This window comes from Chitinophaga dinghuensis (genome assembly GCF_003259435.1).
Taxonomy (GTDB): domain Bacteria; phylum Bacteroidota; class Bacteroidia; order Chitinophagales; family Chitinophagaceae; genus Chitinophaga; species Chitinophaga dinghuensis.
On the sequence record NZ_QLMA01000006.1, the window covers coordinates 457571 to 472907 of the forward strand.

General features: G+C 45.8%; 15 protein-coding genes. 5 read left to right on the forward strand and 10 right to left on the reverse strand.

Annotated elements, in window-relative coordinates:
• Positions 1 to 105 precede the first annotated feature (105 nt).
• Positions 106 to 837 (forward strand): SDR family oxidoreductase, encoded by a 732-nt coding sequence (locus CLV59_RS19540; protein WP_111593839.1) that lies wholly within the window; start codon positions 106 to 108, stop codon positions 835 to 837.
• Positions 834 to 1448, forward strand: coding sequence for an HAD family hydrolase (locus CLV59_RS19545; protein WP_170137826.1), 615 nt, complete (start codon positions 834 to 836; stop codon positions 1446 to 1448). Before CLV59_RS19540 ends, CLV59_RS19545 begins: the two co-directional genes overlap by 4 nt.
• A gap of 64 nt (positions 1449 to 1512) precedes the next feature.
• On the opposite strand, the gene CLV59_RS19550 is transcribed toward CLV59_RS19545, so the two are convergent.
• Positions 1513 to 2292 (reverse strand): acyl-CoA desaturase, encoded by a 780-nt coding sequence (locus tag CLV59_RS19550; RefSeq protein WP_111593757.1) that lies wholly within the window; start codon positions 2290 to 2292, stop codon positions 1513 to 1515.
• 102 nt (positions 2293 to 2394) lie between these two features.
• A complete protein-coding gene (locus CLV59_RS19555; protein ID WP_245950903.1) occupies positions 2395 to 4041 on the reverse strand; it encodes an ABC transporter substrate-binding protein in 1647 nt (548 codons plus the stop codon).
• Between the two features lie 45 nt (positions 4042 to 4086).
• Here CLV59_RS19555 and CLV59_RS19560 point away from each other — a divergent pair, with 45 nt between their 5' ends.
• The gene (locus tag CLV59_RS19560; RefSeq protein ID WP_111593759.1) at positions 4087 to 5721 is read left to right on the forward strand and encodes a M1 family metallopeptidase; all 1635 of its coding nucleotides are present in this window, start codon (positions 4087 to 4089) and stop codon (positions 5719 to 5721) included.
• A 129-nt stretch (positions 5722 to 5850) separates the two neighbouring features.
• Here the strand turns inward: CLV59_RS19560 and CLV59_RS19565 are convergent, their stop codons facing one another.
• Entirely contained in the window at positions 5851 to 6510 is a 660-nt protein-coding gene (locus CLV59_RS19565) for an NADPH-dependent F420 reductase (protein ID WP_111593760.1), read from the reverse strand.
• Positions 6511 to 6570: 60 nt separating this feature from the next.
• Positions 6571 to 7326 carry a menaquinone biosynthetic enzyme MqnA/MqnD family protein gene (locus CLV59_RS19570; RefSeq protein WP_111593840.1) on the reverse strand — a complete coding sequence of 252 codons (756 nt, stop codon included), beginning with the start codon at positions 7324 to 7326 and terminating at the stop codon, positions 6571 to 6573.
• A gap of 36 nt (positions 7327 to 7362) precedes the next feature.
• On the opposite strand from CLV59_RS19570, the gene purB reads away from it, so the two are divergent.
• On the forward strand, positions 7363 to 8700 hold the full coding sequence (gene purB / locus CLV59_RS19575) for an adenylosuccinate lyase (protein ID WP_111593761.1): 1338 nt from the start codon (positions 7363 to 7365) through the stop codon (positions 8698 to 8700).
• A 72-nt stretch (positions 8701 to 8772) separates the two neighbouring features.
• Here purB and CLV59_RS19580 read toward each other — a convergent pair whose 3' ends face one another.
• Together CLV59_RS19580 and CLV59_RS19585 are read right to left on the reverse strand one after the other, a co-directional pair.
• Complete coding sequence (locus tag CLV59_RS19580) at positions 8773 to 9096, reverse strand: hypothetical protein (protein ID WP_146616249.1); 324 nt, start codon at positions 9094 to 9096, stop codon at positions 8773 to 8775.
• Between the two features lie 181 nt (positions 9097 to 9277).
• Positions 9278 to 9631, reverse strand: a complete 354-nt coding sequence (locus CLV59_RS19585) for a YraN family protein (RefSeq protein ID WP_111593763.1) — start codon at positions 9629 to 9631, stop codon at positions 9278 to 9280.
• Positions 9632 to 9680: 49 nt separating this feature from the next.
• Here CLV59_RS19585 and manA point away from each other — a divergent pair, with 49 nt between their 5' ends.
• Positions 9681 to 10889: a mannose-6-phosphate isomerase, class I gene (manA, locus tag CLV59_RS19590; RefSeq protein ID WP_111593764.1), complete on the forward strand. Its 1209-nt coding sequence runs from the start codon at positions 9681 to 9683 to the stop codon at positions 10887 to 10889.
• 68 nt (positions 10890 to 10957) lie between these two features.
• On the opposite strand, the gene CLV59_RS19595 is transcribed toward manA, so the two are convergent.
• The 4 genes from CLV59_RS19595 to CLV59_RS19610 all read right to left on the reverse strand — a co-directional run bounded on the left by CLV59_RS19595 (position 10958) and on the right by CLV59_RS19610 (position 15262).
• A complete protein-coding gene (locus tag CLV59_RS19595; RefSeq protein ID WP_111593765.1) occupies positions 10958 to 11908 on the reverse strand; it encodes a quinone oxidoreductase family protein in 951 nt (316 codons plus the stop codon).
• Between the two features lie 45 nt (positions 11909 to 11953).
• On the reverse strand, positions 11954 to 14374 hold the full coding sequence (locus CLV59_RS19600; RefSeq protein WP_111593766.1) for an AsmA family protein: 2421 nt from the start codon (positions 14372 to 14374) through the stop codon (positions 11954 to 11956).
• A gap of 57 nt (positions 14375 to 14431) precedes the next feature.
• Positions 14432 to 14974, reverse strand: coding sequence for a thioredoxin family protein (locus CLV59_RS19605; RefSeq protein WP_111593767.1), 543 nt, complete (start codon positions 14972 to 14974; stop codon positions 14432 to 14434).
• 78 nt (positions 14975 to 15052) lie between these two features.
• On the reverse strand, positions 15053 to 15262 hold the full coding sequence (locus CLV59_RS19610) for a heavy-metal-associated domain-containing protein (RefSeq protein WP_111593768.1): 210 nt from the start codon (positions 15260 to 15262) through the stop codon (positions 15053 to 15055).
• Positions 15263 to 15337: the final 75 nt, after the last annotated feature.

Genomic DNA, 15337 nt, shown 5'->3' on the forward strand with positions numbered 1-15337 from the left:
GCAACAGAGCAGCAAAGGAGGCGCAATATTGTCATCAACCTCTTTTCCTTTGCGAACTTAACTTCTATGCGCACTTTGCGAGAAAATAAAAATTTTAAAAATCCCATGGCCTCCGTACTAATTTTAGGCGCAGGATCGGATATGGCTGTAGCTATAGCCCGTGAATTCGCCGCTAAAAAATATGATATACTCCTTGCTGGTAGAAACAGCCAGGCATTAGTCCCTTTACAGCAAGACCTCCAGATACGTTTTAATGTAAAAGCTACCGTGCATGATTTTGATGCGTTGGCCTTCGATACCCATACTGCATTTTATAAAAGTCTGCCCCAGATCCCCGACATCACCATTTGTGTGTTTGGATACCTGGGCGAGCAGGAAAAGGCGCAGGAAGACTGGCAGGAATCTGCCCGCATTATTCACACCAATTATACCGGGGCGGTAAGCATCCTGAATGTAGTGGCAGAAAGTTATGCTGCCAGTGGCAAAGGGGTGATCGTGGGTATCAGCTCTGTAGCCGGAGAAAGAGGGCGGATGAGTAACTATATGTACGGCAGCGCGAAAGCCGGTTTCACGGCATATCTCAGCGGCCTGCGTAACCGACTGTTTCACAAAGGTGTTCATGTGATGAGTGTACAACCAGGCTTTGTGAACACCCGTATGACCCAGCATTTAAAACTGCCGCCGGTTATCACTGGGCAACCAGAAGATGTGGCTGCCGCTATATATAAAGGTGTGGTGAAGAAAAAGAATACCATCTATGTGAAATGGCATTGGCGCTATATCATGCTGATTATTAAATCTATTCCGGAAGGGATATTCAAAAAACTCAAACTGTGACGATTGCATTCTTCGACTTCGACGGTACTATAACTACCAAGGATACACTCTGGGAGATCATTCGTTTTCAGCGTGGTCAAACTGCATTGGTGTCGGGTGTAGTGCGACTTCTACCTTCCCTCCTGGGGTTTAAGCTACAGCGCATTCCTGCGCAACAAATGAAGGAAAAGGTATTGACTCATTTCTTTGGCAATATGCCAGCGGCCAAATTTGCGGAAGCGTGTAACCGTTTCTGTGAGGAGGCACTTCCTGGGTTTATACGCGAACAGGCATTAGAGGCAATACGTCAGCACCAGCAACAAGGGCACGAGGTGGTCGTGGTTACTGCTTCGGCAACGCATTGGGTAGCGCCCTGGTGCCAGGCCATGGGTATAAAATGTATAGGATCTGAGCTGGAAGTAAGACATGAAATGATTACTGGTAAGCTTCAGGGAATCAACTGCAATGGCGAAGAAAAGGTGGAAAGGATCAGGAGGGTATATCACCTGCAGGACTATACGAATATCTATGCCTATGGGGATAGTTCGGGGGATAAACCTATGCTGGCACTGGCTGGGAATTATGCCCATTTCAGGCCTTTCAGGGGAACAGTTTCCTACGCAGATATATAAAAACAAGGAGTCCCGCCAATTGGCGGGACTCCTTGTTTATTGATACAGATTGATTCCGGTGTAATTATGCAGCTTTTGCGTCTTTGAGCTGCGCCGGTGTAATCAGGGCCGGCTTCAGTTTAATAATGCCTACTGCGTTCAGCAATTTCATTACTTGGTAACTAGGATCCAGTTCAAACCATTTCTTAGCGAAGTTTGGACTGTCTTTAAATTTGTGGTGATTGTTCTGGAACAGTTCACCCAACAGGATGATACCGATTGGTGAAGAGTTTTTAGACTGATCGCCGTTATCGAAGTTACTGTAACCATATTTATGACCGCACCAGTTCACTACTGCACCCTGCACTGGTCCCATCAGGAAGTGAATAGGCAACAGCAGGTACAGATACCACATACCAGCAGGAACAAATGCAATATAGAAACCAACATATAATGCCATCCAGATAACACGGGTGATATTGCTATCTCCGAATTTATCCATAGCATCCCATCTTGGTAATGGCTCTTCCAGGAACTGCGGATCTACATTGCTGGTGTTTGTAACAAAACCATTGTAAATATCTCTGGTATGCATCATCATTGTCCATACATCTTTGAAGAAGTGTGGAGAATGCGGATCTTTCTCAGTATCACTGTATTCGTGGTGCATACGATGCATCACACCATAAGCTCTTGGAATCAGGTAAGAGGAACCTTGGAAAAACCAGGTGCAGAAATAAAAGAACCGCTCCCAGAATTTACTGGTGGTGTACATCTGGTGAGACGCGTATCTGTGCAAATAGAACGTGTGAAAGAACAGAGAAGCGAACCAATGCACACAGAAGAATATCAGGATTGCTGTCATTTTCTAGTTTATAAGTTGACAAATAAGCAGTAAAGGTAACTTAAATAGCTGGAACTGAAAGGAAAACATACCTGATAATACCCAAGGAAATGTTAAATTATCCTAACGTAAACTTTTCCTGACCCTTCGTAACTCCAGCAGATTCAATCCGTTACTTTCCATTCCCTGCACTGAAGGCTGGATAAGATGAATCACCTCATCATAGAATAAAGGCACCACCGGCGCTTCTTCTACAATGATACGATCCATGGCCTGATAGGCTGCATACCTTAAACTGTCATTCGTTTCCTGGAGAGACTGGAGATATAACTTATCATAGGCCGCATTGGCAAACCGGGTGTAATTCGGCGGTGCAGGATTCTCACTGTAAAACATGGCCAGGTAACTTTCTGCATCCGGATAATCGGCAATCCAGCTCCCTCTGAAAAACAGCGCCTGAGATTTGGCGGTTTGCTCCAGTAACAAGCTTTTCTGAATCACCTCCACCTGTATACGAATACCACTCTCCTGGAGTTGATTGGCTACATAGTTGGCCAGATCAGCATAGATGGGAATAGACAACAGCTTGATAACGGGAAGTCCTTTCCCATCCGGGAATCCTGCTTCTTTTAACAGCTGTCGGGTTTTAGCTGGATTATAATGATAACCGGGAACGCGGGTACTGTCGAACGAAGGCAACCCTGCCGGTACAAACCCCGACGTTGCCGCCGTACCGATACCATTTCGCAAGTAGGTCATCATTTTCGTACGGTCGAAACCGTAGTTAATCGCCTGCCGGATCTTTTTCAATCGCAGTGGAGATTGACGGACCACCTCCAGGTTGCTGTCGCATAAGATGCCCAGGTACTCGGTATTCAGATATGGATGCTTACTGAGCACCATTTTGTCTTTCCATTCTGCTTTGAGATCTCCTCTGCGGGTGAGTACTTCATCTTTAAAGGAAGCATCTATATCGTTCATGAAGTCCAGTTGCCCCTGGCGGAACAACAGGAACTCGGTCGCTTTACTTTCCAGGAAGCTTACCTGCACTGCATCCAGGTATGGCAACTGGTGGCCGGCACTGTCCTTTTCGAAGTAATGAGGATTTTTATGAAGTACCAGGGCCTGACCTTCGTCCCAGAGGAAAAACTGGAAAGGTCCGGTGCCACAGGGATGGTTACGGAAGTCTTTTCCATACTTTTCTATAGCCTCATGCGGTACTACAGAACAGTATTGCATGCTGAGAATGCCCAGAATAGGATGGAATGGTTGGAGGAGCCGGAGTTGAAAGGTAGAATCATTTACAGCCAGAAAAGCGGAATCCTTCGGGACGCGGCCATTAAAGATCCAGGCCCCACTGGATGCAGTGGCCGGGTCCATGATCCTGCGCAGACTATACACCACGTCTTCGGCTACCATCCGGCGGCCTTTTCCCTGCGGGAAAATGTCATTGTCATGGAAATAAACATCTGTACGGAGATGAAAAGTAAACGTCCGATGGTCCGGAGATTCCTCCCAGCTTTTCGCCAGCGAGGGCTTCATCTGTAACTGGTCATCTATCTCCACCAGCGTATTATACAACTGATGAACCGCCCACAATACTGCCTGGTTGCGGGCAAAAGCGGGATCAAGGCTGGCAATTCCTTCCACCTGGTTGTAGCGAAATACCTGCTTATCTGTTTTTCCGGAAGGGCCACAACCCCCGAAAATCAAAACGGCAGCCATTAAAGTATATCTAAATATAACCGCCTGACAATAACAACTTTTCATTTGGCAGTAAATTAATATCTTTCCTGAAATAAATCATATCGAAATATGCGCGGCATTAAATTGCTCTGCCTGGCAATGCTGGCCACCGGCGCCAGTTTTGCTCAAACCAAATTTACAAGGGCAGACACCCTCAGAGGTAGTATTACGCCAGAAAGAGCCTGGTGGGACGTTACCAGCTACGAACTCCATGTCAACGTTAACCTGGAAGACTCCACCATTAACGGCTTTAACACCATCACCTACAATATCCTGAAAACCGACAGCACCATGCAGATAGACCTGCAGGAGCCAATGGTGATAGACAGTATCTTGCAGGATAAACGTTCCCTGGAGTTTACCAGAGATGGCAATGCATGGTTCGTGAAGATCAAGTCTCCCCAACTGCCCAAAAAATCCGCTAAAATAACTATCTACTACTCCGGTAAACCGCATGTAGCCCGAAATGCTCCATGGGATGGCGGCGTAGTATGGACGAAAGATAAACAAGGGCGCCCATGGATTGGTACCGCCGTACAAGGCTTTGGCGCCAGCGCCTGGTGGCCGAATAAAGACCATCAGTCAGATGAACCAGATAATATGGATATTTTCCTCACCGTTCCGGCGGATCTGATGGCCGTTTCCAATGGCCGGCTCAAAAAGACCATTCCCAACGCAGACGGGACCAAAACTTACAAATGGCATGTATCTAATCCCATCAACAATTACGATGTGACCATGGATATCGGCCATTACACGGAAATCAAAGACAGTTTCAAAGGCGAAGGCGGTAAGCTGGATTTAGCTTACTGGGTGCTGGATTATAATGTGGACACCGCTAAAATACATTTTGAAGTGGTGAAACCAATGTTGAAATGTTTCGAGTACTGGTTTGGGAAATATCCTTTTTATGAAGACAGCTATAAGCTGATCGAAACGCCTTTCCTCGGTATGGAACACCAGAGCGGCGTGGCCTATGGCAACAATTTTATGATGGGGTATCGTGGTAAAGATCTCTCCGGTACCGGATGGGGACTGAAATGGGATTTTATCATTGTACACGAAAGCGGTCACGAGTGGTTTGGTAATAATATCACTACTAAGGACCTGGCCGATATGTGGGTACATGAAGCATTCACCAACTATTCCGAAACCCTCTTTACCACTTGCCAGTATGGTATGAAGGCCGCCAGCGAATATGTACATGGCATTCGTCATAATATCAAAAATGATGTTCCGATTATCCCAGCCTATAACGTGAATGCAGAAGGAAGTGGAGATATGTACTACAAGGGCGCTCAGATGATTCATATGATTCGTCAGATCATGGGTAATGACGAGGCTTTCCGCCAAATGCTCCGTGGTATGAATAAAACCTTCTGGCATCAGACGGTTACCGGCCGACAGATTCAGAATTATATCAATTCATTTACGGGAATCAATTTGGATAAGATGTATGAACAATACCTTACCAAAACTACGTTGCCTACGCTGGAATACCGGATCATCGGGCAACAGCTGCAATTCCGCTGGGTGAGTGAGGTGAAGGATTTCAATATGCCGGTAAAAGTGAAACTGAATGAAAGCGGGTACACGCTGATTTACCCGGGTACGATGTGGCATACCGCCAGTTTCACCTTACATAGTCCGAAAGACTTTATGGTAGATCCCAATTTCTATATCAATGTAAAAGAAGTAAAATAGCTCTTTGCTAGCTGCAATAAAAATCCCCCGGCATTTGATCATGCCGGGGGATTTTTTTAAAGTCTTGTAGTGTTGCTACCGCAGACACGAAGTAGTCGTACCGCAAGCCCACACGTGGGGTTGATTCGATTACTTCTTCAATAATTTAAAAGCATGTCCTCTGCTGTTGTTCAGGAAACCGTAGGCGGCCCATAGGACAGACAGTGGTTCTATATTTCTGCTCATTTCGATTCTGCCCATATCTGCTATATCATGCCATCCCATTTGATGGAGCAGTTTTCTGACCAGGTGTTTGGCTTCCGGGTTGTTGCCGGCGATGAACATAGTAGGCGTACCTTCCTGAAAACTGGGAAGGAGCATATGTTCGTGCCCGATACAGCTGAGCGCTTTCACTACGCTGGCATCTGGCGGCAGCCAGGCCTGGATTTGTTCTCCGGCAGAATGATTATGCCCGATAACGAGGTTCAGGCGTCCGTATTCGTCCGGGCCTTTACCATCCACAGGATTGGTGACATCTACAACGGTCTTGTTTTTGAAATTCCAGATACCGGCAGATTCAATTGCTTTTTGTGTACCGATCCAGCTGGTACAGATCAGAATAAGTTCCCCGAATTCAGCCGCATGACGAAAGGTACCAATGGCCACCTGGTCTCCCTGGTGTCTGGCCCATTGTTGCAATGATTCCCGAGCTGGATTGCGGGTGCCTATTGTGATTTGGTGCCCTGTCTGAATAAGGCCTTTACCAAGGGTGAGTCCTACAGGACCGCTACCCAGGATACCAATCTTCATAGCCCCTTAGTGATTGGGTGAACTATGAAGTTACGGAAATCCTGCTAAACAAAAAAGGTGTTAGCTTACTGGTTGTGCAGCCATAAGGTAGCCCAGGAATTTCTGCATTCCCTGACGTTTGGCAGGCGTCAGCGGGTAGCTGATATTCTGTACATAGTAGGTAGTGAGGTCGTACACATCATACGGATTCTCGGCTACTACAGCAGGAATATTCCCCATACCGATACCAGTGGCATTATTGAATGCGGTGATAAAGTCGGCCGGCAGCGGTTTATTACTAATCCAGGCGGCAAATACGAATGGCAGGCTGGTAAAACGCATCCAGTGTTCTGACAGGTCGTAGATAAATGGAGAAATTTTGCGTTGTTTCAGGGCGCGGTCACCGATGACGAGGCCGGCGTCTGTTCCTTTGATATTGGATTCATAGTCCCCGTTGGTGGCTACGAATTCCACATCCAACTTCCAGTAGTCTTTTACCAGTACTTTCAGGAGCGCTACCGAAGTACGGCTCTGATAGTCCAGGTATATTCTTTTTATATCATGCAGGGGTACTTCGCTATAGAGGCAAACAGATGCCACAGGTCCCTCTGCGCCAATGCAGTAATCAGCGATGATATGATACTCTTTCAATTTAGGGATGATGGCCACTGGTACCAGCGCCACATCTACGTCTCCGTCGATCAGTTGCTGTGCTATTTTAGCCGGATAATCCATTGATAATTCCATCATATCCATCACCGGATGATTCCTGAATCCATACAATAAAGGCTTCGTATTCAAATAACTTACAGCCGCTACTTTTACTTTCCGTTCCAATTTCTGTAATTTTGAAGCTGCAAAAGTAACTAAATTATGCAATTACAACCATTAACTGCCATTTCTCCGCTGGACGGGCGCTATCGCAAGCAACTGGACGAGCTGGCCAATTATTTCTCTGAATTTGCGTTGATCCGTTACCGTGTGATGGTAGAGGTGGAATACTTTATTGCGCTCGCAGAGCAAAAATTATTTACGCTGCCAAAAGCCAAAGTACCCGCATTGCGCAAGATCTACCAGGAATTTACGGTAGAGAATGCCCAACTGATCAAGGACACAGAAAAGATCACCAATCACGATGTGAAGGCAGTGGAATACTTCCTGAAAAATGAACTGAAAAACCTCGGTCTGGAAGACAAACTGGAATGGGTACACTTTGGTCTGACTTCCCAGGATGTGAACAACACTGCTACCCCGCTGTTCTGGAAAGACGCGATCGAGCATGTATACATGCCCGCAATGGCAAACATGGTACTGGAACTCACCAAAATGGCTAAAGCCTGGATGAAAGTACCTATGCTGGCGCGTACACACGGACAACCAGCATCTCCGACCATTCTCGGGAAGGAAATCATGGTATTTGTAGAAAGACTGGAAGGACAGATTAAACTGCTCAGCGAAATTCCTTTTGCAGCCAAATTTGGTGGCGCTACTGGTAACTTCAATGCACACCACGTGGCGTTCCCTAAAATTAACTGGGAGAAATTCGGGGAGAAATTCGTGAACAACACCCTCGGCCTGCAAAGAATGAAATACACCACGCAGATCGAACATTACGATAATATCTCCGCTCAGTTCGATACCCTGAAACGTATCAATACCATCCTCATTGATTTCAGTCGTGATATATGGACTTATATCTCCATGGATTACTTCAAACAGAAAATCAAGAAAGATGAAGTAGGTTCTTCCGCAATGCCGCACAAGGTGAATCCGATCGATTTCGAAAATGCAGAAGGTAACCTGGGCCTGGCAAACGCTATCTTCGAACACCTTAGCGCCAAATTGCCTATTTCCCGTCTGCAACGCGATCTGACCGATTCTACCGTGCTGCGCAACCTGGGCGTTCCATTCGGACATACTATCCTGGCCACTAAATCTATCCAGAAAGGTTTGTCTAAACTGATCCTGAATGAAGCGAAACTGCATAACGACCTGGAACAAAACTGGGCCGTAGTAGCAGAAGCTATCCAGACAGTTTTACGCCGTGAAAACTATCCGCAGCCATACGAGGCGCTGAAAGCGCTCACCCGTGGCGGCGATGCCATCACCAAGCAAAGCATGCACAAGTTTATCGACGGGCTCAAAATCAGTGCTGCACTGAAAAAAGAACTCAAAGCGATCACTCCGCAGAATTATACCGGTATCTGGTAATAAATAAAAAGTCCGCAGTAATTACTGCGGACTTTTTCTAAATGACTCCCGAAAGCAACCTGGCAGTAATTCCTACTCCTGCCTAATTTCGAATGCTTTCTCCCCTGCCTTCCCGGTCAGGGAAAAATTAAAAATATATTTGCCGGATGGTAGACCGGTCAGCTGCACCTTCTGTGCGGATGCAAAGCTGCTGGGCTCAAACGGGATGATACGTACAGGTATATGCTGATCATTCAGTACAGTCAGTATCACAGGCCCCCTAACTTTATCTCCAGCAACACTTATTTCAAATCGGTTAGCATATGCTCCATCCTGACGAATGGTATATGCTTTCTCTCCCACCGAAAATATACCGGCCAATTGCGAGGCCACTAATATAAAGCTCCACTGATCCATTATCATTGGTTAATGAATGAATAATCAGATGATACATTTCATCATGGAGTTTTTCGAGGAAGATCGATCGTTAACACCGAGGGTTAAGCATTATTACCCTCCAAAGATATAACAGCTATTTGAATTAAATAAATTTCATAGATGTGTTTTTTGTTAAGTGTTAGTTAACGCTGAAACCCGCTCAGAATACGTCTTTCAGGTGTACTAGCTCAGGACTGTTATTGCCGCGCAGTACGATGGAAATGATATCAAAGCGGATCGCTTTCGGATGCAGATCAAATGTTTCCAGATAGTGTGCCGCCGCTGCTCTGATATGCGCTTCTTTGGCTGGCGTAACCGCGTCTTCCGGAAATCCAAAATAGGTACCGGTTCTTGTCTTTACTTCTATGAAATAAATAGTACCTGCTCTCTCTGCTATAATATCCAGCTCATATCTGCCATATCTCCAGTTTACATGGCGTATACTGCAATAGCCGGCCGTATACTGCACTGCGAGCTGTTCCCCTTGTTTTCCTATATCACCGTTACTGTTCATAATAATCTATTATTTTTGCGATTCAACATTACAAACAGCGTTACTCAATATGAAACTATTCAGACTGGACGGAAAAGTTCAACACTATGCATGGGGAGGATATGAATATATCCCGGCGTTACTGGGAATTGCAGCTACTGACAAGCCCAGTGCTGAATACTGGATGGGTGCTCACGTAAGCGCTCCCAGCACCATCACTACAGACAATGGCCCTGTAGCCCTCAATACGCTCATCCAGGAGAATCCGGTGGCTACCATTGGCCAGCAGATCCAGGACCAATTCGGCCAGCTGCCATATCTGTTTAAAATTCTGGATGTAAAAGACATGTTGTCTATCCAGGTACATCCAACAAAAGAAGAAGCGGAGAAAGGTTTTGCCAGAGAAAATGCAGCAGGATTACCTGCCAATGCACCTGACAGAAATTATAAAGATGCCAACCATAAACCGGAAATCATGGTGGCCCTCAGCGAATTTTGGCTGCTCCACGGTTTCCTCCCAGAAGCGCAACTGAAAAAAGTACTCCTGGATACGCCGGAATTTACCTCACTGGTAAGTATATACGATGCGGAAGGTTACTTTGGTTTGTATAAAACAGTGATGGAAATGCCGCAGGCAATGGTGAATATTCTCCTGCGCCCACTTACTGAACGCGCTATCCCACTGTATAAAAATAATCAGTTACAAAAATCAGATCCTGCCTTCTGGGCTGCCAGAGCAGTTCTCAATGATCCTGCCAGCGCAGAAAAACTGGACAGGGGTATCTTCTCTATCTATTTCTTCAATATTGTACATTGTCATCCAGGACAAGCTGTATTCCAGGACGCCGGTATTCCGCACGCTTACCTCGAAGGTCAGAACGTAGAACTGATGGCAAATTCTGATAATGTGCTGCGCGGCGGTCTCACCCCTAAACATATCGATGTGCCTGAACTCCTGAAACATACCCGCTTTGAGGCAGTACATCCGCATATTATCGGCGGCGATAAAACCACAGACGGACTGGAAACCATCTATCCAACACCAGCTCCGGATTTCGTTGTCAGCGATATCAATATACAGGCCGGTCAAACATATAACCATGCTGCCAATGCGCCAGAAATTATGATTGTAATGAGTGGCAATGCCACCATCAGCGATGCTGAAACAACCATTACTCTCCAAAAAGGGCAATGCGTTTTTGTAGCCATTGGCGCCAATTACAACATTACCACTAACGATAACGCAGCTATTTATAAAGCTACCGTACCCGTTAAATAATTGGATGCATAGATCGTATAAAAAAACCTCCGCCTGTTCACAAGCGGAGGTTTTTTTCTTTTATTTTATCAGGACATGACGATCACAGTTTTTCCTTTTCCTCTTCCGCGCCGGCTCTCCAAAATCGCATCTGGCACTTCTTCCAGATGAATTTTTGTTTCTACAGGAATATTAATTTCCCCACTGTCTATGATGGAGGCCAGTTTATCAAATACTGCCGGCGATCCTTTTGCTTCAAAGTTGCCGCCGTGGATTCCCTTTTGCTTCATCTCTGCTTCGTCCGCTACAAACACCGTAGTAAAAGCGCCTCCTCCAGGCCGGAGTAAACTCAGGTTCTTACTGAATCCAGCAGCCGGACTCACCAAATCTATAATGCCGTGTACGCCTTCAGGGAACTGACGCTGCACCTGATCTGCCACTGGCGCTTCTTCATAATTAATTGTATATGCTGCGCCCAGTTTCTTCATTCTTTCCCCTCCTTCTTTATCTGAAACGGTAGCAATTACTTTAATCCCTTCCTGTGCAGCCATCTGCGTGGCGAATGAGCCTACGCCGCCGGTAGATCCCAGGATGAGCAATAAATCACCCTTATGCAGATGCAACCCATCCAGCAACTGCTGAGCAGTCATGCCGGCTGTAGGCACAGCCGCTGCTTCTACAGCTGTAACTGTTTTGGGCGCATGTGTAATATTTGCTTTTTCAGGCACTACAATGTATTCTGCATAACTACCTTCACCTACGGGAACATGCAGGAACTGTCCGAAAACTTTATCTCCCTTTTTAAATCTTGTTACGCCTTCAGCTACGTCTTCCACTACGCCGGCGCCATCCACGCCCAATATCATGGGAAACTGGTGTTTCATTTTATCCTGCAGGATGCCGTCAATCATTTTCCAGTCGAACGGATTCATCCCAGCGGCTTCCATTTTTACCAGGATAGCACCAGACCGTAATTCCGGTTTGGGAAGTTCCATCAGCTCAGGAACTCCTTTGATTTTCTTTATAGCAACTGCTTTCATGACATTGATTTTTGTCTTCTTAAATTTACTTTATTTCCAGCACAACTATTTGGATTCATCTCCTTTTCCCATTTTGATTTTGACCTTCCCATCCGGTCCGTCTATCGCGCGCAACCGCAGAATAATACCTTTTCGACTGCGTTTGAAACGCTCTGTAGGATCGGTGACAGAGGTATCCTTATTGGGATTTCGCAATGGTACTTCCATTTGAATATTGGTACCGCCACCAATACCATACACTCCCTGCAAATCTATATTCACCGCGCTGGATGCTACACGCATCGGCGGAATATATACCTTACCGTTCTCTACACGGAAAGTATTGTTCAGATTGGCAAATGTGATGCTGTCCAGTCTGCGTTTCCGGAAGAGGAAATTTCCAATATCTCCCAGCGGTGAGAAGTCCAGCAACGCGCCTTTTTTCATGTTCAGCTGAATAGTCCCGTTCAGCGAGCGTTTCGCCAGAGTGCCATTGTCCAGTACATTGCCCTTCATATTGGTTTTGACGGTGGCGATGCCTTGCAGGTTCTTATAGGTGAGTCCATCTATACCGAAGTTATCGAAGGCATAAAACAGTTGTGAGATATTTACATTCGTTAAACTGGCGGCAATATCAAAATAGTTGTTGATGCCCTGCTGGTGTATTTTTCCCTGCAGGCCCAGTGTTCCGCCGGCATGTTGCAGGGAGATGCGGTTCAGCAGGATATCATCCGCTGTTAGCAGCAAGGTGGCTTTTACTTGTTGAGCGGTAAAATGTTTATAAACAGTTTTATCCAATTGTACCTGCATGTTCACGTTGCAGGCTTCCAGTACGGATTCCAGTTGATTACCCACTCTCCCGATATGCGCCTTCCTGGCAGCTGCGGAGGGTTTCTTTCCCTGGCGGGGACTCAGATAGGAACGGAATTCATTCAGGTCTACCAGTGGACTACGGATATTCCATTCCAGTAAAATTTTATCTGGCGCCGTGAAATAGAAGTTTAATACATTCTTCATTTTCCCGTTCATGAAAAGTGTGCTGTTGGCCGACTGCACTTTGACATTTTCGAGTAGCAGATCCTGTCCGGTAAAACGCAGTGTGGCATTGCAATCCTTGAATTGCAAAGAACGGGGCGCATAGGTAAACCCAGCGCCATTGACTTGTACAACCCCCATCAGGGAAGAGGCGGATGTGTCGTCTTTCATAATAGGCCCGGTGTAATTCAGGTCTGCCACTGCCTGTCCTGCATTAAAATGCAGAGGCAGCGAATTGGAATTATCATTCAGGTTAGCCAATGGAAAAGAAGACTGAAAATGTCCTCTCAGCAAGGGTTGCTTCAGGTTTACCACCCTGATAGTATCCGCTTTTACAGGCACGGTACCTAAGGTGGCGGCCAAGTTAAATATACTCACTGCGGAATTGGCGTCTGTATGATCCGGAATATCCAGTACCTGATTATTAAAACGTCCGGTGAAGCTGCAACTGGACCAGGCGCCGAGAGAACTCTGCAAAACGTTGTCTGTGGTCTTCCAGGAAACAATCACATGTGGCGTATCCCGGTATTTCATATAGCCGTCTATGTTAGCAGTAACATCCAGTGGCTTTTGGAGTCCGAGGGTACTTAGTTTTCCTGAAATGCCGGGTGGCAGCCAGGAAGCGCCTTCTTTAAGTAGCAGTTCATTGGCGATGATTTGCAGACTGAAAGCCGGTGGTTTTTCATCAAATACAAAATTGCCTCCCAGTGTTACGGGTTTACCATCTATACTGATTTTCTGACCAGGTATATGCAGTACCTTGGTTTTACGGTTAAAGGAAAGCTTCAGTGGCAGGTCCATCTCTTTATCTTTCAGGTAACTGCCTTTGACGGTATTAAACTCAAAGTGACGGGAGCGAATTTTTGTATGTAGGGTGATAGCAACAGAATCGCCCTGATTCATCATGCTACCGGACATTTCTTTAACCAGCAGATCAAAGTATTTTTGCTTCTGCTTATTCTCAATAACAAAGGTGACATTCTCCATTCTCAACTCGCCTATGTCTGCCTGTTTGGAGGGGGAAGAAGTGGACTTATGCTGAAAGACGCTGGTATTCGTATAGCCGGTACTGTCGGTATACAGACAAATACCTCCGTTCTCCAGAATTACTTCTTTAATCTTCACTCTTTTCTTCAACAGGGACCAGGTATTCAGCTTCACATAGATATGCTGAATATCGAGCAGATAACGATGATGGGACGCAAAGAGACTGTCCTGCAGCTGCACTTTGCTGAGGTTCAGTGAAATATTAGGAAAGTTCCTGACCAGAGAGGGTTCCATGTCTCCAATGGTTAACTTTCCGGAAATTCTGCCGTCAATCTGTTCGGTGATTTGTTTCAGAAAGTCGGCCTTGTTGGCCCTGATATATAATGCCAGTCCAAGAAACAACAGTATCAGAACTCCGAGAATTCCGCCTGCAATAAATAGAGTTAGCCGCAGCCATTTACGCATGCCAGAGGTTTATAGGTTTAAACACCAATCAGGCAAGGGATGTTCGGTAGGACGTTATTAATTCCTGGCATTAATCCTGCCAAATCTTTCTTTTACGGCAGCCAGGTCTTTATCGGTCATGCGGGAAGTTTTCCTGAGGATATCCAGGAAGAAAGCTATTTCCCCGGGTTGGGCAGGACATCCTACATTAGCAAGATTTCCTGATTCATCTTTCATACGGCTATCGGCCACCAGTTTACCATCCGGGCCAAATACGAGCCAAAAGGGAATACCGCCTTTATCTCCATGATATTGGGTAAGCATTTCCATACCTCCGGGATTTTCTTCAGCAGTTTTAGCGCCTCTTTCCAGCACGGTAATATGTCGGATTACATAGTTTTTATCGAAAAGGGAATGTACACTGGGGTCGTTCATGGCATCGTCCATTTTATGACACCAGCCACACCAGGAGGCATGGAACATGATAAATACATGCTTCTTCTCTTTCAACGCTATTTTAGCAGCTTCTTGGAGTACCTCCTTAGCTGGAGGCGGCGTTTGTTGGGCAAAGGCAGCAAAAGAGATGAGTACAAACAAAAACGGGAGCAGTATATTTTTCATAAAATTGCTTTACTCAAATATACTGACTCCCGATTAATTTATCTCTATGTATCAGAATGACCTGATTGCCTGATTACATTAGATTCTTTCGGCTTCGAAACCGGCTTTCGCTACCACAGCTGCTACCTCTTCAGGTGTCTTGCCATGGGCTTCAACGGTAAGAATTTTTTCGTTCACTTTTGTATCAACTTCCCAGTGGCCAATACCGTCTTCTTTGTTCAGGTGTGGCGTAACTGCTGCTACACAGCCACTGCAATTGATGTTGGTTTTGAATTTGTAAGTTTCCATATTGATTCGAATTTTAAACATTTAGTAAATAGCGTATAACCGTTACCGTTTTAGGCGGTTTGCTTATTGACCATT